Origin of the sequence: Ramlibacter aurantiacus (genome assembly GCF_016722895.1) — a bacterium.
Lineage (GTDB): Bacteria > Pseudomonadota > Gammaproteobacteria > Burkholderiales > Burkholderiaceae_C > Ramlibacter > Ramlibacter aurantiacus.
Window position 1 is genome coordinate 163,633 of record NZ_JAEQNA010000008.1, and the last position, 19,192, is coordinate 182,824.

Genomic DNA, 19,192 nt, shown 5'->3' on the forward strand with positions numbered 1-19,192 from the left:
GAAACGATCCCCTGTCGCTCAGGTAGGGGCCGCCTGGGGGCCGATACTTGGCACGGCACCTTCTTCGATTCGTGCCTTGGCGCGGGACCGCGGCCTTCGCATCAACAGATAGGCTGCTGGAACGACGAACATCGACAGCAGTGGCGCCGTGATCATTCCGCCGACCATCGGGGCCGCGATGCGCTGCATCACCTCCGAGCCCGTGCCGCTGCCCCACATGATTGGAAACAGGCCTCCGAGGATCACTGCCACCGTCATCGCCTTGGGGCGCACGCGCAGCACGGCTCCTTCGCGGATGGCGTCGAGCAGGCTCCGTTCGTCATCGTTACCTTCGTCCAGGCGCTCTTGCCAGGCCTGCTTCAGGTACAGCAGCATGATCACGCCGAACTCGGCGGCCACTCCTGCCAGTGCGATGAAGCCGACGGCGCCAGCGACAGAAAGGTTGTAGCCCAGCAGGTACAGCAGCCAGATCCCGCCCACCAGCGCGAAGGGGAGCGTCGCCATGATCAGCAGGGCCTCACCGAAGCTCTTGAAGGTGAGATAGAGCAGCACGAAGATGATCAGGAGCGTGAACGGCACGGCAACCTTCAGCTTGGCGGTGGCACGCTCGAGAAATTCGAACTGTCCAGACCACGAGATGGAGTAGCCGGGCGGCAGCTTGACCTGGGCCGCCACGGCCTTTTGCATGTCGAGCACGGCTGAACGCAGGTCGCGATCTCGGATGTCCACGTACACCCAGCCGGACAGGCGCGCGTTCTCGCTGCGCAGCATCGGCGGTCCGTCCGTGACCCGGACTTCGGCCAAGTCGCCAAGGACCACGCGTTGTCCGGTGGGCGTCACGACGGGGAGTGCTCGGAGCTTCTGAACCGAGTCTCGCATCTCCCTCGGGTAGCGGATGCTGATCGGAAACCGTTGCAGACCCTCAATCGTTTCGCCGACGTTCTCCCCACCTATCGCCGAGCTAACCACGGACTGCACGTCGGCGACGTTGAGACCGAAGCGGGACGCCGCATCGCGCCGTATGTTCACGTCGATGTAGCGGCCACCGGTCAGGCGCTCGGCGAGCGCGCTGGTCACCCCGGGCACGTCCTTGAGCACGCGTTCGATCTCGGCAGTGGCGCGGTCGATTGCTGCCAGGTCCGGCCCGGCCACCTTCACGCCCACGGCGCTCTTGATCCCGGTTGCCAGCATGTCGATGCGGTTGCGAATCGGCGGCACCCAGATGTTCGCCAGACCAGGCACGCGCACGGTCCGGTCCAACTCCTCGATGAGCTTTTCCGTGGTCATCCCAGGACGCCACTGGTCGCGCGGCTTGAACTGGATGGTGGTCTCAAACATTTCGAGCGGCGCCGGATCGGTGGCGGTTTCGGCGCGCCCCGCCTTGCCATAGACGCTCGCTACTTCCGGAATGGTTTTGATCAAACGGTCCGTCTGCTGGAGCAACTCACCGGCTTTGGCTGCGGACAAGCCAGGCAAGGCCGTGGGCATGTACAGCAAGTCGCCTTCGTCCAGGCGCGGCATGAACTCGCTGCCGATGTGCCGCAGCGGCCAGATGCTCGTCGCCAGGATCAGGAGCGCGACACCAAGCGTCAAGCGGGGAGCCCTGAGGACGGCGTTCAGCAGCGGCTGGTAGGCGGCAATCAATGCCCGGTTCAGAGGGTTAGAGGTCTCTGCCGGTATACGTCCCCGAATCAGGTAACCCATCAGCACCGGGATGACGGTCACCGACAGGCCGGCTGCCGCGGCCATGGCATAGGTCTTCGTGAAAGCAAGCGGCGAGAACAACCGCCCCTCCTGCGCCTCCAGCGTGAACACCGGAATGAAGGACAAGGTGATGATCAGCAGGGAGAAGAACAGCGCGGGACCCACTTCGGCGGCGGAGTTGCCGATCACACGCCAGCGCGCCTCACCTTCCAGCGATTTCCCGGGATGCTCGTGATCCCACTGCTCGAGGTGCTTGTGCGCGTTCTCGATCATCACCACGGCGGCGTCCACCATGGCACCGATCGCGATGGCGATCCCGCCCAAGGACATGATGTTGGCATTCACCCCCTGGTAGTACATGACGGTGAAGGCCGCCAGGATGCCCAGAGGCAGCGAGACGATGGCCACCAGCGCCGAACGCATGTGGAACAGGAAGACGAAGCAAACCAGCGCTACGACGAGGAATTCCTCCAGGAGCTTGAAACTGAGGTTGTCTACGGCGCGTTCGATCAGGCCGGAACGGTCGTAGACCGGCACGATCTCCACCCCTTCGGGCAGGCTGCCCCGCAGCGAGGCGAGCTTCGCCTTCACGGCGGCAATCGTGTCCAGGGCGTTCTTGCCGGACCGCATGACGATGATGCCGCCGGGCGCCTCACCCTCTCCATCAAGCTCGCCGATGCCCCGGCGCATCTCCGGGCCGAGCTGCACGCGCGAGACGTCGCCCAACCTGACGGAAACACCGCCCGGCGTCGTGGTGAGCGGAATCTGGCGAAAGTCGTCGAGCGACTGCAGATAGCCTGATGCCCGGACCATGTACTCCGCCTCGCCCAGTTCCAGAACCGAGCCCCCGGTTTCCTGGTTTGACCGTTGCAGCGCTTCCACGACCTTCGTGTGTGGAATGGAGTAGGCGGCGAGCTTGTCCGGATCCAGCACGATCTGGTACTGGCGAACCATGCCGCCGATCGAGGCCACCTCCGCCACGTTGGGAACCGTCTTGAGTTCGAACTTGAGGAACCAGTCCTGCAGGGCTCTGAGCTGTCCGATGTCGTGCTTGCCCGTGCGGTCGACCAGCGCGTACTGATAGATCCAGCCGACGCCGGTCGCGTCCGGTCCCAGCGATGCCGTGGCCTGGGCTGGCAGCCTCGCCTGCACCTGGTTCAGGTACTCCAGCACCCGGGAGCGGGCCCAGTAGAGGTCCGTGCCGTCCTCGAACAGCACATACACGAACGAGTCGCCGAAGAAGGAGTACCCCCGCACCGTCTTGGCGCCGGGCACGGACATCATCGTGGTCGTCAGCGGATAGGTGATCTGGTTTTCAACGATCTGCGGCGCCTGCCCCGGGTAGGTGGTGCGGATGATCACCTGCACATCCGACAGGTCGGGCAACGCGTCCAACGGAGTCTTGGCCACGGCGAACAGGCCCCATGCAGCCAGGAACAAGGTGGCCAGCAAGACCAGGAAGCGGTTCTGGATGGACCAGCGGATAACGCCTGCGATCATCAGTTGCCTCGCTGGGTCGCTCGCGGTGCCGTGGGTTCAGCAGCCGTAGACGCTGCAGCCTTCTTCAGCATCGTCAGGCTGGTCACCTGCGGTGGCCCTTCCTTTTCCATGTAGAACTCGAACGCCACGGGGTCACCCACCTTCAAGCCGGGCGGGCGCTTGTCGCGAGGAGGCATCTTGAACTCCATCGTCATCGACCCCCACTTCAGCTCTGCGATCGGGCCATGCGCTAGCGTGACGGTGTCCTGGCTCAACTCTTCGATCGTCGCTTGCGACCGGTACGTCTGCTGCGCAGCAGCGGCGTTCGTAGCGGCCGCTTCAGTCGGCTCGTTCAGCCGGGCTTCCACGCCCTTGAGGCTGGCTTCGGAGTCGATGAGAAACTGCGAGGAGACCACCACCCGCTGACCGGATTGCAGGCCCCGCAGCACCTCTGTCTGATTGCCCGATTCGATGCCGGTTTGAACCTCCACGGGCCTGAACCTTCCGCTCTCCTCCGCCACGATGACCACAGTGCGCTTGCCGGTGTAGATCAGAGCTTCACTCGGCACGAGCACGGCCTTTTCCCGGCGCGGATCCGAAAACTTCATGGACACGAACATGCCGGGAACCAGCTGCCCCCGCGGGTTCGGCAACTCCACGCGTGCCCTGATCGTGCGCGTGGCCGCGTCCACGCTGGGCAGCAGCGTCTGTACCCGCCCTTCGAAATCCGAGCCCGGTGCAGCCGGGGTCTGGGCGACCACGCGCGTGCCGGGCCGCACCAACGCGGCCTGGCTCTCCGGGACCTCGGCGTTCGCCCACACGGAGCCGAACCCGTTGATCCTGAACAGGGTGGTGCCCGCCATGACGGCCATGCCCTCACGCAGACCGATTTCCGTCACCAGGCCGCTGATCGGAGCAGTCACCGCAATCCGCGCGTCCGGGCGGCCCGTCTCATCGACCCGGCGAATCTGCTCTTCGCTCATTCCCGCCTGGCGCATCCTCGCGCGGGCGCCATCCAGCAGCCCGGCGAGATCTGTCCCTTGCATCCGGCGCACCGCGAGGAACTCCTCCTGAACGGCCACCCAGTCGGGGACGTACAGCTCCGCCAGCTTCTGCCCCTTGGCGACGCGGTCGAGCGTGGCGCGGACGTGAAGCCGCTCGACGAAGCCTGCAGCGCGGGACTGGACCACCGCCTGGTCGCGTTCGTTGAAAGCGATGTTCCCGACGGCGGTCACCTCCGCCGCGGCATGACCTTCGGTGACCTGGGCGATGCGGATGCCCAGGTTCTGCTGGATGCGCGAGCTCACCGTCACCTTGCCCTGGTCCGTGTCGCCATCGGCATAGACCGGCACCAGCATCATGTCCATGAAAGGGGATTTGCCGGGCTTGTCGAACTTGTTCCCCGGCACCATCGGGTCGTGGTAGTACAGGACCTTGCGGCCGGTGCCGGGGTCCACGTCCCCGGCCTTGATTCCCGCCGCAACGTGGCGGCGGGTGGCTTCCTCGCCTTCGGCGATCGTCTGGGGGACTGCTTGCGGTGCAGGGCTCTGGGTGGGCGGCCCGGCAGCCTGCCGTGCCGCCTGAGACAGCTCGGCGGCTGGCGCTGCAGCGGCCGACCGGGCGGCTCCCTCGCGTTCGCCGAGCCAATAAAGGCCGTAGCCACCGGCGCCCAGCGCGACGGCAAATGCTGCCGTGAAGATGATGTGCTTGCTGTTCATGCAGACGTGTCCTTCAGCGCGAAGCCAGGGTCGGGTCGGGAGCGAGGTATCGAAGCTGGGCCCAGACACGGGAGGCTTCCGCTTCCAGCGAGAGGATTTGCATGCGGGCATCCAGCTCGTCGCGGCGGGCGCCCAGCACGGCTTCCAGGCTGCCCCGGCCCGCGCGGTACGTCGCGAGGGCGGCTTCGGTGCGGTTGCGCGTTTGCGGCAGCAGGTCGATCGTGAGCCTTTCGACCCGCAGCCTGCCGTTGGTCCACTCGTTGAGCCATTGGCGCGCAACGGCCTCCTCTGCTCTGAGGGCCTCTTCGTACGCGGCCTCGGCCTGGCGCAGCAGCGCCTGCTTGGCCGCAATCTCCCGGTTCTGCCGATTTGCCCGGTCAAGCTGGAGCGGGATGGAGACGCCGACGGAGACCATGTCCGAATAGCGCGAGCCGCGCTGGCTGTACATGAGCTCCACGCTCCAGTCGGCACGGGTATTGGCCTGTGCCTGACGAACTTCGATCTCGGCGGCCTGCACTTGCGCATCGAGCAGGCGCAAGCGCGGCTGGCCTCGCCAACGCTGCGCCGAAAGAACCTGTTCGACCACAGCGTCGCGCCAGTCGAGCACCGGCGTCGCTGCGGCTCGGGCGGCAGCCTCAGGACCGATCCAGCGGGCCAGCGAAACGTTCGCGTTCTGGCGCAGGCGCTCGGCGCGGCGCACCGTGTCCTGCAGGTCGACTATGGCGGCTCGTGCCGTGAATACGTCCGCCTGATTGCCGCGCCCAGCTCGGAACGCGACCTCCGCCCCCTGCACCTGCAACTGGGCTTCATCCAGCTGTGCCCGAAGCAGATCCAGCGTCTGGTCGGTATACCCGCGTTCGATCCAGGCCAAAGCCGTCTCGCGCTGGATGTCCGCAACGGACATCAGCCGCTCGGCCTGAATGCGCGCGCCTTCCCGCAGAACGCGCTCGGCCCGGAGCTTGCGCTTGTCGGAGCGCGTGAGCTCCTGCATCACCCCTATGCGACGCATCGTCATGAAGTCCCTGGAGAGGCTGAACCGCTCCGGGCCGCTGAGGGGCACGTTGTCGACCCCGGCTCGCAGCACGGGGTCTGGCAATTGGGCGGCAGTTACTGCCATCTCGCGGGTCGCCTCCGCGGCAGCGTCATGTGCCGCTAGTGACTGCGAGCGCGATAGAGCAATCTGCTGCGCCTCGGGCAGGGTGAGTTGCTGTGCCCCAGCATGAGCCGCCACCATCAAGGCGAGTGCGGCTGCGCCCAAGCCGCGGAAAAAGAAAAACATGAGAGACCTCCGGGACCGGAAAGGACGCCGGGCAGAGCCGAAGGGGCCCTTGCACGGCAGCTAGGGTCGCCAGGAGATCAGGTTCGCAGGCAGCAGTGCTGAAGGGCGATCGAAGGCGCCGAGGATCGCCGCAAAAGATTTGGCTGAGGCCCGCTCCGCTCAGTCCGCTCTGCGGGAGCCAGCTCGACCGTCAGGGCGTCAGACAACTCCCGCACATCCTGGGGCGCGGCTGGCTGGTAGCTGTCTGCCGTCTGCGAGCCCGACTGGCAGTGGGCGTGGCACAACTCGCGGTCCTGCTCGTCGCTCGAGCTCATCGTGACCGTGCAGTCAGTGGCAGTGGCAGTGGCAGTGGCAGCTGAAGCATCGACCGAGGTCGCGGCTTGCTGGCAGAAATAGCCAGCGAGCACGCCCTGGGCGAACAGCAGCATGCACAGCGAGAAAATCACTGTGAAGATGCGGTATCGGCGGCCTGGCTTCATGGCGGCGCGATTGTAGGGTATCCAAGATTCGGGCCCGCCGAGGTGCGAGCACCCATTGGCGTAGGTCGGGTTCCGGAACTTGCATCGGGCAGCGCCAGTGGACACTGCGTTGTGGCAATGTCTGGCCTCGCGCCCCGCGCAAGCAACCCTGCAACCGGGGCGATTGGCGAAAGAGATTGACCTTGCCATCGTGGGAAGGTGGACGCTATGCGATGACATTCCATCGTCGAGTTGAGAGAAGTGCCATGGAAACTACTTTGCTTGCCACACCTGAATCGGACACGATCGTCGACTGGACCCTCCCGATCGAAGGCATGACCTGTGCCTCGTGCGTGGCTCGGGTCGAGAAATCGCTCTCCGCCGTTCCCGGCGTCGAGGATGTCGCCGTGAACCTCGCCACGGAGGTTGCGACCGTACGCGCCGAGCGCAGCATCTCCGTCGAGACGCTGCGCTCGGCTGTCGAGCGTGCCGGCTACACGGTCACGGAAGAGGCCTTCAGCTTCGGCATCGAGGGAATGACGTGCGCATCGTGCGTGTCCCGAGTCGAAAAGGCACTGAAGAAGGTTCCTGGCGTGCTCTCCGCTGAGGTCAACCTGGCTACAGAAAGAGCCGACCTGAAGCTGGCCCCCGGAGCCGACCGTACGGCACTTGCCGCGGCTGTGGAGAAGGCGGGCTACACGACGCGCTCCCAACTGGCGCCAGGAGAGGATGTCCGGGTGCCGCACGGGTCGATGAACGATTGGTGGCCCGTCGCTGTGTCCGCCGTGCTCTCGCTGCCTCTGGTGATTCCCATGGGCGGTGGACTGTTTGGTCTGGATTGGGCACTGCCTGCCTGGTGGCAGCTCATCCTGGCTACGCCGGTCCAGTTCTGGCTGGGTGCTCGCTTCTACCGCTCCGCATGGAAGGCCATCAAAGCTCGGGCCGGCAACATGGACCTGCTGGTCGCCATTGGCACCAGCGCCGCCTACGGGCTGAGTCTGTACCTGATGTACCGGGGCGGCGCCCATGCGGCGCAGCACCTGTACTTCGAAGCGTCGGCCATCATCATCACCCTGGTGCTCCTCGGAAAATGGCTCGAGACCCGGGCCAAGCGGCAGACCACCGAGGCGATCCGTGCCCTCAACGCGCTGCGGCCGGAGACTGCACGCGTGCGCAGGAATGGGCAAGAGCAGGAGGTTCCTGCAAGCCAGGTGGCCAAGGGAGATCTGGTGGTTGTGCGACCAGGTGAACGGATGCCGGTCGATGGCATCGTCGTGGAGGGCGCCAGCCAGGTGGATGAGTCGCTGATCACCGGGGAGAGCCTGCCCGTGGCGAAATACGAAGGCGACAAGGTGACTGGCGGCTCCGTGAACGCAGAGGGCCTGCTCGTGGTTCGCACCACAGCAGTCGGCACCGAATCCACGCTGGCACGGATCGTAAGACTGGTGGAGTCGGCGCAGGCGAAAAAGGCCCCGATCCAGCGGCTCGTGGACAAGGTCAGCGAGGTCTTTGTCCCCATCGTGATCGTCATTGCGCTGGTTACCGTGGTTGGGTGGGGACTTGCCACTGGCAACTGGGAAGCAGCGATCCTCAACGCGGTGGCCGTGCTCGTGATTGCGTGCCCCTGCGCGCTTGGCCTCGCCACGCCCACCGCGATCATGGCGGGAACGGGCGTTGCCGCCCGGCACGGCATCCTGATCAAGGATGCGGAGGCCTTGGAGGTAGCCCACAAGGTACGAGCGGTGGCCTTCGACAAAACCGGCACGCTCACCGAGGGCAAGCCTGAGCTTGTCGCAGCCGAGGCCTTGGACGGCGACCGTGCTGGCTTCCTAACGGCTGCCGCCGCTATCCAGCGCGGCAGCGAGCACCCGCTCGCGCGGGCGGTCGTCGATGCGGCTGCGCGGGAGGGCGTCCCCGAAGCCGGCGCTTCTCAGGTACGTGCCGCAGCGGGGCGCGGAATGGCTGCCCTCGTGGAAGGGCGCGAGCTCAGGCTGGGTAGTGGCCGCTGGATGCAGGAGCTCGGCGTGGACGTCGCGGCCATGGCGCAGCGGGCCCGTGAACTCGAGTCGGCCGGCAAGACCGTGTCCTGGCTTGCAGACGTCACCGACGGACCGACGCTTCAAGGGCTGCTGGCTTTCGGGGATACGGTCAAGGCGACCGCAGCGCTCGCTATCCGCAGCCTGCATGCGCAGGGTGTCGCATCAGTTCTGGTGACGGGCGACAACCGCGGCAGTGCGCAGGCTGTTGCGGGGGAACTCGGCATCGACGAAATCAGGGCGGAAGTTCTGCCTGAAGACAAGGCGCGGATCATCGGCGAACTGAAGCAGGACGGCAGGACCGTGGCGATGGTGGGTGACGGCATCAACGATGCTCCCGCCCTGGCCGCCGCCGACGTGGGCATCGCTATGGCGACGGGCACCGAAGTGGCGATGCACGCGGCAGGGGTGACCCTCATGCGCGGCAACCCCGCGCTGGTCGCGGACGCGATCGACATCTCGCGGCGCACCTACAGTAAGATTCGCCAGAACCTCTTTTGGGCCTTCATCTACAACGTGGTGGGGATTCCGCTCGCGGCATTCGGCTTTCTCAGTCCCATGCTTGCCGGTGCTGCGATGGCCTTCAGCAGCGTGAGCGTGGTGGCCAACGCACTGACCCTGCGGCGCTGGAAGGGAACGAACACGTGAGGAACACAACCGGGTCGCGGCACCTGTGGCTGGCCGCGCTCGCCGCGCTCCTGGCGTTGGCAGCCGCCCGGCGTATCCGGCTCCGCGGCAACACGCGCAGCGACCCACCCTCGCCTCCTGCGTATTCTTCCCATGACCTGATGAGCGAAGATGTAGCGCCGGACGGCACAGCTCTGGAGCGGTATGCCGGGTAGCCTCCAGCAGTGAGCAGATCTAGCCCTCCAGCTTGTTCCGCCTCCAGCGCCGTTTCCTCACGAACCCCTGCAGTACTCACCATGACCAACGAAGCACCGCAATCTCGCGCCGTGGGTGTAGATCTGAACACCGCGAGCGAACAGGTACTGTCGAGTGCGCTGGGGCTTGACTCCGACATGATCCAGCAGCTCGTGCACGCTCGTCCGCTGCGAAGCTGGGATGATGTGGCGCGCCTGGCTGGCTTCACTGCGCCGAAGCTACGAGACCTGCAGCACGCCGGCGCGCGCATCGGCGGACCGGACGGGGGAGGCGATCGGCCTGGTCGGGAACACGCCTAGCGTGCCTGACCAGCTGCCCTGCAGCGCCGTCATCATCTGCCGCGCTCCAAGACCGCGCCCTTCTGCCGACGCTCGGCGGGCCCCGGTGCCTGCCCCAGGTTGCGTGCGCTGTCTGCGAGTGCCAGATGGCTGAACGCTTGCGGAAAGTTGCCCAGCTGGCGCTTGGCTACCGGGTCGTACTCCTCGGCCAGAAGACCAACGTCATTGCGCAGCGACAGCAGATGCTCGAACAGCTCGCGCGCTTGTGCTTGTCTGCCCTGCAGGACGAGGTTGTCAACGAACCAGAAGCTGCACGCCAGAAAGGCGCCTTCGCCTGGTGGTAGCCCATCGCTCGCCTCGGCGGAGTCGTAGCGCAGCACGAGGCCGTCCCGCAGCAGCCGGTGTTCAATGGCTGCGACCGTTCCCTGTATGCGGGGATCCGATGCCGGCAGGAAGCCCACCACCGGCAACAGCAGCAGGCTGGCGTCCAGATGCGACGAGCCATAGGACTGGGTAAAGCTGCCCAGCCGGGCGTCGAAGGCCTTTTCACAAATGTCTCGGTGGATACGATCGCGCAAGGAAGTCCACTCACTCGCGGGTCCGGGAAGCCCGAATTGCTGTGCGCTGCGTACCGCACGATCGAGAGCCACCCAAGCCATGACCTTGGAGAAGGTGAAGTGCCGCCTTTCGCCGCGGGTCTCCCAGATCCCCTCGTCCGGCTGGTCCCAAACGGTCGTGAGGTGTCGCACCAGAGCTTGCTCCAGATCCCAGCCCACCTGCGGATCGCCGCCAAGATGTGCGCATCGAGCCTGATAGAGAGCATCGAGCACTTCGCCGAACACGTCCACCTGAAGCTGGCTATAGGCTGCGTTTCCGACCCGCACCGGCCGCGCACCTTGGTACCCCGGCAGCCAGGGCACTTCCCACTCGGTCAAGCGCCGCTCGCCCGCAAGGCCGTACATGATCTGCGCCTTCGCAGGGTTCCCCGCAACCGCACGAAGCAGCCACTGCCGCCATGCAAACGCTTCGTCCCTGTAGCCAGAATCCATCAAGGACAGCAGCGTGAACGTTGCATCTCGCAGCCAGCAATAGCGGTAGTCCCAATTACGCGTCCCGCCGTGCCGCTCGGGCAGCGAGGTTGTCGCGGCCGCAACAATGCCGCCGGTTGGCGCATAGGTCAGCGCCTTCAGGGTGATGTGTGAACGTAGTACAGCCTCGTGCCAGTTTCCCGTGTGGGTGCATCGGGCCGACCAGTCGCGCCAGAACTGGCGGGTCTCGCAGAGCGCCTGGGCAGCGTCAGCTCCGCGGGGCTCCTCCTGGTGCGAGGGGACGTACGACAGCGCAAAAGAGAAGTGGTCTCCCGCATGCACCGTAAACTCCGCGCGCGTGCGGGAGTCTTCCCCGCGCAGTGCGACCGGTGAGCGCAGCACGACCATGTCAGGTCCGGCAACTGCGCGGATGCCATCCCCCTGCTCCAAACGCGTAACCCAGGGAATGACGCTCCCATAGTCGAAGCGAAACGCCAGGTCCATCGTCATCGGAACATCCCCGGCCAAACCGCGCACAGTTCGGATGAGGTGCGGCGACGAATCGCGTACCGGCATGAAGTCCGTGACGAGCACCCTGCCATGCGCCGTCTCCCAATCGGTTTGGAGCACGACCGAGCCGTCCTCATAGCGTCGACGAGAGCGGGCCTGCGGATCGGCCGGGGCCAGCAGCCAACGACCATGCTCTGGACTTCCGAGCAGCGCTGCGAAACACGCTGCCGAATCGAAACGTGGCCAGCACAGCCAATCGATGGATCCGTTCTTTCCGACGAGGGCCGCACTCTCGCAATCACCAATGAGCGCGTAGTCTTCGATTTTCAAACTCATGGTCAGCCGTTATCCTTAATGCTAAGACCGCTCCCACCGGTCACTCAACGCTGTTTGCCCTTGCAAGTGGAGATATCCGCGAGGCGACACGGCTGCTCCCGGTCAGATTACAAATCGGTCCCAGCTGGCGTAGTGCTCCTTGCTGCGGCGCCCGCGGGGAAGGCTTAGACTGATGACGGCAAGACCCAGCACGACACTGGCCAGCTTTCCGCTGCTGGAAGCACCGTCCATCAGCCAAGGCGACAAGAGCAGCCAGCCGCCGAGTAAAACGTTCACAAACCGCAGCGCCCGAGCAACCTCAGCTGTTGCGATGATGGCCACTGTGATGACAAGCGCTCCGACGACATGATCGCTGTTGGCCATCGCGCCCTCGTTGCCGAACAGCACCCGGGTCAACATCAGCACGGCGCCAAGGGCGACCACGACCGCCAGTGTCCACGGGAGCGTGACCCCTCGCGCCAAGTCGCGCCAGGCAGCGCCGGGCTGACCCAGCCAGTCCTCGTTGTCCTCCCGCCCGCCCTCCACGGCGCCTCCTTTGAAGAAGATCCTGAGCAAAGGCTTTCCGCGGCAGCGCGCCCAGTACAGGTACTGCCCCATCGCAATGACCTCGTCGATCGCGAATGGGATCATGACGAGCATCGCGAGCCCGGCGATCAAGGCTGGCGTGCTCCATGTGCCGATCACAATAGGCTGAATGATGATGAAGTAAACGCTGATCACACCCAGCGGGATCACCAAGATGCCGAAGAAGGTGACCATCCAGGGCATGGTGCGCCAGCGATTACGCGTTCCCATGACGGCCATCAAGATCTCCAACATGTAGCTCACCGCTCCAAGGCCGGCATCCGGGATGGGCCAGGCACGCGAGACTTCGGACGTGATGATCTCCTCGGTGCCGTTGCGTGGGTCCTGCAGGCTGCCTGCGAAGAACGGCTCCCACGCTTGATCGATGTGGCCCAGCTGATAAGCGGTAAGCATGCGCGAGATGAGCAGCCCGATGAGCCCCATGACGGCGATGGGAAGCCGTTGCGCGCCGGTCGATGGACAGTAGCTCCAGCCTGGGGGAACCGCCTTCGGGTCCATCATGCCCTCCATGCTCATGCCGGGCATCATCGGCACCAGAACGGAGAAGGCGATCACCAGCGAGCCGACGAGCAGGTCGTTCTGGTATTGCGCGGCACTCGGGCTCCAGAAAAAAAGTGGCGCGAACAGCAGCCAGATACCAATGAACGCGACGGCCCACTGAGCAAACCAGGCGTGTCGCCTGGAGAGAGAAAGCGCGCCGAAGACCGCGATCAAAAGACCACTGAGGATGTCGCTCACCGCGAGGGCTTGGGCACGCCATTCAGGGGCGGGCAGCTGCCGCTCGGCGGTGATCGCAAGTATCTGTTCAGAAGCGCTGACGTTCGCTGTGTCGTACACGAAGGGACTGGCCGCCAGCCATAAGCCCAGTCCAATGTTCGCAAAGTGCGCCCAACGGGTACGGGCAGCATCGACGCTCATCATCTGCATGTGATCGTGTCCGGAATGCTGGCCACCCCCGGTGTCGCCACCAGGCCTGTGATGCTCATGCCCTTCGTGACCCGTGAGCTCTGCTTCACTCTGCTCATGTCCATGTCCACGCCCTTTCCCGTGGCCATCGCTCTCGTTCGAATCAGGCTTGCGGCGCTGCCCATACCATGCGACCAGCGACGGGTTCAGCTTGTTTGCCTTGTACCAGGCCGACGGGTCTGCCCTGAGCGCTGCAATCATCTTGGGCAGCGTTTCCCTAAGCGAGCGCTCCGGCTCCCAGCCGAGCAGCTGCCGTGCTCTCGAAATATCGAGCACGTAGTGGTCGTTGGCTTCGTCGACCATCCAGGGCTTGATCGCACTGTCGCTGCCAACGACTTCGTTCTGCAGCCAGCTACCGGCCCGGGCGAGCGGCTGAGGGATCCGCAGCGTTCGCCAGCCCTCGCCGTGGAGGGCCTCCCCGACGATGTCCTGTATTTCTGCATAGCCGAGGGCTTCGGGCTCACCAACCAGCAACGCGGACTCGGCCGGCAAGGATCTGCGGCGCTCGATCAGGCGGACAACGGCTGCGGCGAGGTCATCGACATGAAGAAATGACTGCCCGGCGCACAGCATTCCAGGATAAAAGTGGGAGATGAGTCGGTGCTCGTAGATGCGCGCAATCTGCTCTGCGATGAATGGCGAGTGCCCAATATCGTCATAGACTCCCGCGATCCGCAGCAGCACCAGCGGCACCCGGCCGTGCCGTTGCCGAGCCACCTCTTCCGCACTTGCCTTCGACTCCGGATATGCCCAAGCTGGTTCGATAGCGGAAGACTCATTGATCCGGATCTCGGGCCGGTCGCTCGGCTTATGTACGAGCATCGTGCTGGCATAGATGAACTGCTCAACTTCGAGCGCCTGCAGTTGATCGATGAGCCTTTGGGTCCCCTCCACGTTGACCTTGTCGTACAAGGGGTTGGGCTCGCCGGAGGTGTCGTAGTACGCAGCCAGGTGAACGACCGCTGCGATGCGCCTACCGAAGCGCTGAGAAACCTGAGTAACCGCCGAGTGAACGGCCTCGTCGGACACCAGATCAAACGCAACGGCGTGAGCGGGCTCAGGAGGATCTGGTGGCCCTGGTCGGTCAAATGCCACGACGGTGTACGCGCTCGCAAGTTTCTGCACCAATGCTGCGCCTATGAACCCGGTTGCCCCCGTAAGGATGACGATGGGTTTCTTTTCTTCTTGATCCATGATCACTCACTTCGGTGTGGGTACTCGAGGGCCCGCAGTCGGTGCGCGGCAGGCAGGTGCCTTATGCACCAACAACCCATCGCCTGCGGGTTGCTGCTACGCCATGGCGGCCATCTTCCGGCACTCGTCGGCGCACCGCCGGCAAGCCTGTGCACAGGCTTGGCAGTGATCCATGCTGTGCTTGGCGCACTCATCTCCGCAGACTTGGCAAATCTCGGCACAGGCACTGCACACAGTCTTCGAGTTTTCGCTCGCGCGACTCATCACGGCAGCGGCGAGCTCGCAAATTTGCGCGCAGTCGATGTCAAGCGCGACGCAGCGCGCCATCATCCTCACATCTTGCTCTTGCAAGCAGGAGGCCGCACAGTGGTTGCACGCTTCCGCGCAGTCATAGCAGGCAGCTATACAGCTGGTGAAGTTCTGGTGTGGCATGAGATTGCTAAATCAAAGTTCGTTTCGAACGCCTTGCGGCAACGTGTTCTCCTCCAACGGCGCAAATCTGCACCGCTCCCTGCGGGGTACGGCGGCATCGATGCCCTCCCCTTCCTTTTTTTTTGCAAGCCTTCCATCTGGTTCGCGTGGTGATTGACAGAATCGGCAAACTGCGAGAGTGAGAGCACCGGCGGGTCGTCGGCAACCTTCAGTCATCGCCACGCTCCGCGCAGGAGAGTCACAGAATCAATTTAGGGGGACGAAGTGGACTGGGACGTAGGACACCACTGATTCAGGTTTTCGTTACGCCGCCAGCCGTGCGGCCGCTGCCTCGATGCCCGCGATCCCACCGCCACTCAGTACTCACTTGAAGCGGGCTAACTAATGGCCGAGGAGACACGCCGAGGATCGTCGAGGCCGATTCTTCCTGAGTGAAGTTTTCGGAACTCAAATGGACACGAACGCGAGAGGCAGACCAAATGCGTTTTGCTATCAAATTTGTAATCTGAATGCAATGAAGGTGACGCAGCCTGGATGATATTTGGAGTGGCAGAACCCTACTCCAACCCGTGTTGATAGCCGACCCCGGGCGCTGTTAGACGCTGACTCCGAACTCGGTGGTGTTTCCATAATCTTTTGGCTTCCGGATCGCAGCACACCCCGCGTCCGGCAACTTGAACGTTAAGGAACCCGAACATGAAAACTCCGCTTTACACCAAACACCTTCTAGCGGTGGCCGCGGCCTTTGCCTTCGTGGGAACTGTCAGTGCTCAAGGCGTACCGGCTCGCCCGGCCGCCAATCCCGCCTTGGGAGTCGGGCAAGAGAGCGTGCAGCACACACCAATGGGCGAAACTGGAACCCCCCACGGGCACCCTGAAGCAGCGCAGGTCGGCTCCCCTGCACAGCGCGGCGAGGCAGCGTACGACCGAACCACCCGTAGCCAACAGAGCAACGTGATGGGCAGCCAACGCGGAACCGCCAACTCCGGCTCAAACGTTGGGCAGGAGAGCCCCCATCACACACCCATGGGCGAAACGGGAACGCCCCACGGGCACAGCAAGTAACATCCGACTGAAAAGCGGCAGGCGCACTGCGTCTGCCGCTTCAAATGCTCAGCACAGGTGCGCGCGCGCGTGTACTCGGCGCCTCAACACCGTTCCCCACACTTCTTCCAGGCGCTGTGTGCCGAAGAAGTTCGCAGTGCACACCGCTACGAAACGCCATCCCGGGCCCCGTCAACAACGGCCGCCACACCGTCGCAACCACCCTGCAACTACCTGACCCACTCGTCGGGTAAGTCCTCCCTGTGACAGGCCGCCTTCGCCCTTTCCGCATACTCCAGCCCTTCGACTGAGACTTGTCCACTCCACGGCGCTTGTCGCGCCAGATCATGAACAAAACCCCGACGCCAAGCGCCGCCCCTCCGGCCACCCAGGCCATCAAAAGGTTGAGCGTGTGCTCGGAAGCAGTGGATAGCTCGAACAGCGGGTGTATCACGCGCAGCCGCGTGCTTACTTCACCGGTTGCAGATCGGTGAGCGTGAACTTGCCACTCTCGTTCGCTGCTGTAAAGCGCACCTTGTCGCCAGTTTGTACCTTGTCCAGCAGGGATGAATCGCTGACGGTGAACACCATGGTCATAGGCGGCATGTCCAAGTTCTTGATGGCGCCGTGCTTGAGGGTGATCTTCTTGTTTTCCCTGTCAATCTTGCGCACCTCGCCTTCCGTCATCTCCGCAGCCGCAGCCGCAGCCGGGCCCGGCGACGAGCCGGGTTGCGCACCGGTGGGCGACTGCGACTGGGCGTGCGCGCCCAGGGACAGAGCACCGGCGGCCGCAAGTGCGACGGTGACGAGGACGTGCTTAACTGCTTTCATGACTATTTCCTTTGTATGGCTGGTGAATTGTGGCGTGCCGTCCCTGGACAGCAGCATCACGCTGAAGGATCCTTGCGCCCTTTGTACAGAGCGCCATCTATGCCCGGAGATCCAACGGGCGTTCCCGGCACACTGCTAGGCCGAGTGTCTGCGGTCGCTCTTTGAGCAGGCGCACGATTTCGCGAGCTGACACATGGCCTTCGACGGCATAGCCGCCGATCAACGCCGTGTGGCACGAGCCGAACTTCTGGGCCACATTCAAGCTGGAAACCGTTCGCTTCCAGGTACTTGACCCACTCCGTGCAGCAGCCGCAGCTCGGATCCTTCCAAACCTCGGCCCCGCCACCGGCGCCTGCAATCACGGCTGCGGGTGCTGCAACGAGGAGCGCAAACCCAGCCGCTAGCACCAACTGCCCGGCCGCGCCAGGCGTCAGTGCTTGTGGCCTGTACCATGGCTGCTGCTCTTCGCGGCCTGGGCCACCACATTGATCTTGCCCACCATCCCGGCCTGGTAGTGGCCAGCGATCAGGCAGGCAAAGTCGAACTCGCCGGGCCGGTTGAAGTTCCAGACCAGCTCTCCGACTTTGCCGGGCGCCACATGGGCCATGTACGGCTCGTCGTGCTCCATCCCAGGATGTTTTGCCATCATCGCGGCGTGCTCGTCCAGCTCCTTCTTGGTGCCGATCACCATCTCGTGCATGATCTTCCCGGCGTTCTTGAGGACGAACTGGACCGTCTCCCCCTGCTTGACTTCGATGCGATCCGGACTAAACCGCATGTTATCGGTCATGGAAATTTCGATCGTGCGGTTCGCCGCCTTTGCGTCGCCAGCAATGCCCCAGGCCTTCTGTTCCTTCTTTGCCGCGGCAGCCGCATCCTTCTTGCCGTGGGTCTCGCCTTCGTGCGCATAGGCGCCAAGGGAAGCGCCGATCAGCGCAGCCGCTACGGTGGCGTTAAGTTTTTTCATGTCCGAGTCCTTTCATGGGTGGTTGAGGGTGAACTGATCGCTTTCAGTGCCCGGCGTGCCCGGCCGAAGGTTTGCGCACCTTGACTTGCACGTCCTGCGTCCGCTTGGCCTGCCGAGGCATCGAGTTCTGGCCGGCATCCGCTGCGCGCGCAGCGGCCGGCAGCTGCCCTGTGAACTCGTAAGCCACAGTCCCCTGCGGGTGCTTGAACCAGCCCGGGTTCCCGTAGTCGCCCGGCTGCTGGTCGGCGCGCACCTTCACGACGGTAAACATACCGCCCATCTCAACGGAGCCGAACGGACCCTCTCCCGCCATCATCGGGATGGTGTTGTCAGGCAGCGGCATTTCCATCTCAGTCATGTCGGCCATGCCTCGCTCCCCCATCACCATGTAATCTGGCACCACATCGGTGATCTGCTTGGCGATCCCTCGGTGATCCACGCCGATCATGGTCGGCACATCGTGGCCCATCGCATTCATGGTGTGATGGCTCTTGTGGCAATGAAAGGCCCAGTCGCCTTCCTCATCGGCGAGAAACTCAATCTGTCGCATCTGGCCCACCGCCACATCCGTGGTCACCTCATGCCATCGCGTACTCTTGGATGTGGGGCCGCCATCGGTGCCCGTGACAATGAACTCATGCCCATGCAAGTGAATGGGATGGTTGGTCATTGTCAGATTGCCAAAGCGGATGCGGACCTTGTCGTCCTTGCGCACGTTCATCGAGTCGATGCCGGGGAAGATGCGGCTGTTGAACGTCCACAGATTGAAATCCAGCATCGTCATGATCTTGGGCGTGTACGCGCCCGGATCAATGTCATAGGCGTTCAACAGGAACACGAAGTCCCGGTCGACAGGATCGATGAGCGGATGGCGATCTTTCGGGTGCGTGATCCAGAATCCCATCATTCCCATGGCCATCTGCACCATCTCGTCGGCATGCGGGTGGTACATGAAGGTTCCAGGCCGTCGGGCCTCGAACTCATAGACAAACGTCTTGCCCGAAGGAATCGCTGGCTGGGTCAGACCTGCCACACCGTCCATTCCGTTGGGCAGACGCTGGCCGTGCCAGTGGATGCTGGTGTGCTCGGGCAATTTGTTCGTCACGAAGATGCGCACCCGATCGCCCTCGACCACCTCAATGGTCGGGCCGGGCGACTGGCCGTTGTACCCCCACAGGTGCGCCTTGAACCCTGGGGCCATCTCGCGCACCACAGGTTCAGCCACGAGGTGAAACTCCTTCACCCCGTTGTTCATGCGCCATGGAAGCGTCCAGCCGTTAAGCGTGACGACAGGGTTGTAGGGGCGGCCCGTGTTCGGTGTCAGCGGCGCCATCGTGTCCGGCCGGGTCTGAATGACCGGCTCGGGTACCGCGGCCATGGCCACCTTGCTGACCGAAGCAGCGGCGACAGCACCCGTGATGGCGCCGGCGCTGGTCAGGAAATTACGTCTGCTCGTCATGATCTG

13 protein-coding genes are annotated in these 19,192 nt (G+C 63.9%); 3 read left to right on the top strand and 10 right to left on the bottom strand.

Annotation, left to right across the window (positions count from 1 at the left end):
* Positions 1 to 18: 18 nt before the first annotated feature.
* The 4 genes from JI739_RS19535 to JI739_RS19550 all read right to left on the bottom strand — a co-directional run bounded on the left by JI739_RS19535 (position 19) and on the right by JI739_RS19550 (position 6,659).
* Entirely contained in the window at positions 19 to 3,204 is a 3,186-nt protein-coding gene (locus tag JI739_RS19535; protein ID WP_201685612.1) for an efflux RND transporter permease subunit, read from the bottom strand.
* Complete coding sequence (locus tag JI739_RS19540; protein WP_201685613.1) at positions 3,204 to 4,901, bottom strand: efflux RND transporter periplasmic adaptor subunit; 1,698 nt, start codon at positions 4,899 to 4,901, stop codon at positions 3,204 to 3,206. Before JI739_RS19540 ends, JI739_RS19535 begins: the two co-directional genes overlap by 1 nt.
* A gap of 13 nt (positions 4,902 to 4,914) precedes the next feature.
* Positions 4,915 to 6,180 (bottom strand): TolC family protein, encoded by a 1,266-nt coding sequence (locus JI739_RS19545; RefSeq protein ID WP_201685614.1) that lies wholly within the window; start codon positions 6,178 to 6,180, stop codon positions 4,915 to 4,917.
* A gap of 77 nt (positions 6,181 to 6,257) precedes the next feature.
* On the bottom strand, positions 6,258 to 6,659 hold the full coding sequence (locus JI739_RS19550) for a hypothetical protein (RefSeq protein ID WP_201685615.1): 402 nt from the start codon (positions 6,657 to 6,659) through the stop codon (positions 6,258 to 6,260).
* A 245-nt stretch (positions 6,660 to 6,904) separates the two neighbouring features.
* Here JI739_RS19550 and JI739_RS19555 point away from each other — a divergent pair, with 245 nt between their 5' ends.
* Positions 6,905 to 9,322 (top strand): heavy metal translocating P-type ATPase, encoded by a 2,418-nt coding sequence (locus tag JI739_RS19555; protein WP_201685616.1) that lies wholly within the window; start codon positions 6,905 to 6,907, stop codon positions 9,320 to 9,322.
* Between the two features lie 275 nt (positions 9,323 to 9,597).
* Entirely contained in the window at positions 9,598 to 9,855 is a 258-nt protein-coding gene (locus JI739_RS19560; RefSeq protein ID WP_201685617.1) for a type II secretion system protein GspK, read from the top strand.
* A 32-nt stretch (positions 9,856 to 9,887) separates the two neighbouring features.
* Here JI739_RS19560 and JI739_RS19565 read toward each other — a convergent pair whose 3' ends face one another.
* Both JI739_RS19565 and JI739_RS19570 read right to left on the bottom strand, forming a co-directional pair.
* On the bottom strand, positions 9,888 to 11,708 hold the full coding sequence (locus JI739_RS19565; RefSeq protein WP_201685618.1) for a glycoside hydrolase family 15 protein: 1,821 nt from the start codon (positions 11,706 to 11,708) through the stop codon (positions 9,888 to 9,890).
* A gap of 102 nt (positions 11,709 to 11,810) precedes the next feature.
* Positions 11,811 to 14,453 carry an NAD-dependent epimerase/dehydratase family protein gene (locus tag JI739_RS19570; protein ID WP_201685619.1) on the bottom strand — a complete coding sequence of 881 codons (2,643 nt, stop codon included), beginning with the start codon at positions 14,451 to 14,453 and terminating at the stop codon, positions 11,811 to 11,813.
* 63 nt (positions 14,454 to 14,516) lie between these two features.
* On the opposite strand from JI739_RS19570, the gene JI739_RS24940 reads away from it, so the two are divergent.
* On the top strand, positions 14,517 to 15,038 hold the full coding sequence (locus tag JI739_RS24940) for a hypothetical protein (RefSeq protein WP_435531621.1): 522 nt from the start codon (positions 14,517 to 14,519) through the stop codon (positions 15,036 to 15,038).
* A gap of 1,359 nt (positions 15,039 to 16,397) precedes the next feature.
* Here the strand turns inward: JI739_RS24940 and JI739_RS19580 are convergent.
* From JI739_RS19580 to JI739_RS19595, 4 genes are all read right to left on the bottom strand, one after another.
* The gene (locus JI739_RS19580; protein ID WP_354003767.1) at positions 16,398 to 16,817 is read right to left on the bottom strand and encodes a copper-binding protein; all 420 of its coding nucleotides are present in this window, start codon (positions 16,815 to 16,817) and stop codon (positions 16,398 to 16,400) included.
* A gap of 40 nt (positions 16,818 to 16,857) precedes the next feature.
* Positions 16,858 to 17,106, bottom strand: coding sequence for a DUF411 domain-containing protein (locus JI739_RS24885; RefSeq protein WP_354003768.1), 249 nt, complete (start codon positions 17,104 to 17,106; stop codon positions 16,858 to 16,860).
* Positions 17,107 to 17,190: 84 nt separating this feature from the next.
* The gene (locus JI739_RS19590; RefSeq protein WP_201685621.1) at positions 17,191 to 17,727 is read right to left on the bottom strand and encodes a cupredoxin domain-containing protein; all 537 of its coding nucleotides are present in this window, start codon (positions 17,725 to 17,727) and stop codon (positions 17,191 to 17,193) included.
* Between the two features lie 43 nt (positions 17,728 to 17,770).
* The gene (locus JI739_RS19595; protein ID WP_201685622.1) at positions 17,771 to 19,186 is read right to left on the bottom strand and encodes a multicopper oxidase family protein; all 1,416 of its coding nucleotides are present in this window, start codon (positions 19,184 to 19,186) and stop codon (positions 17,771 to 17,773) included.
* Positions 19,187 to 19,192: the final 6 nt, after the last annotated feature.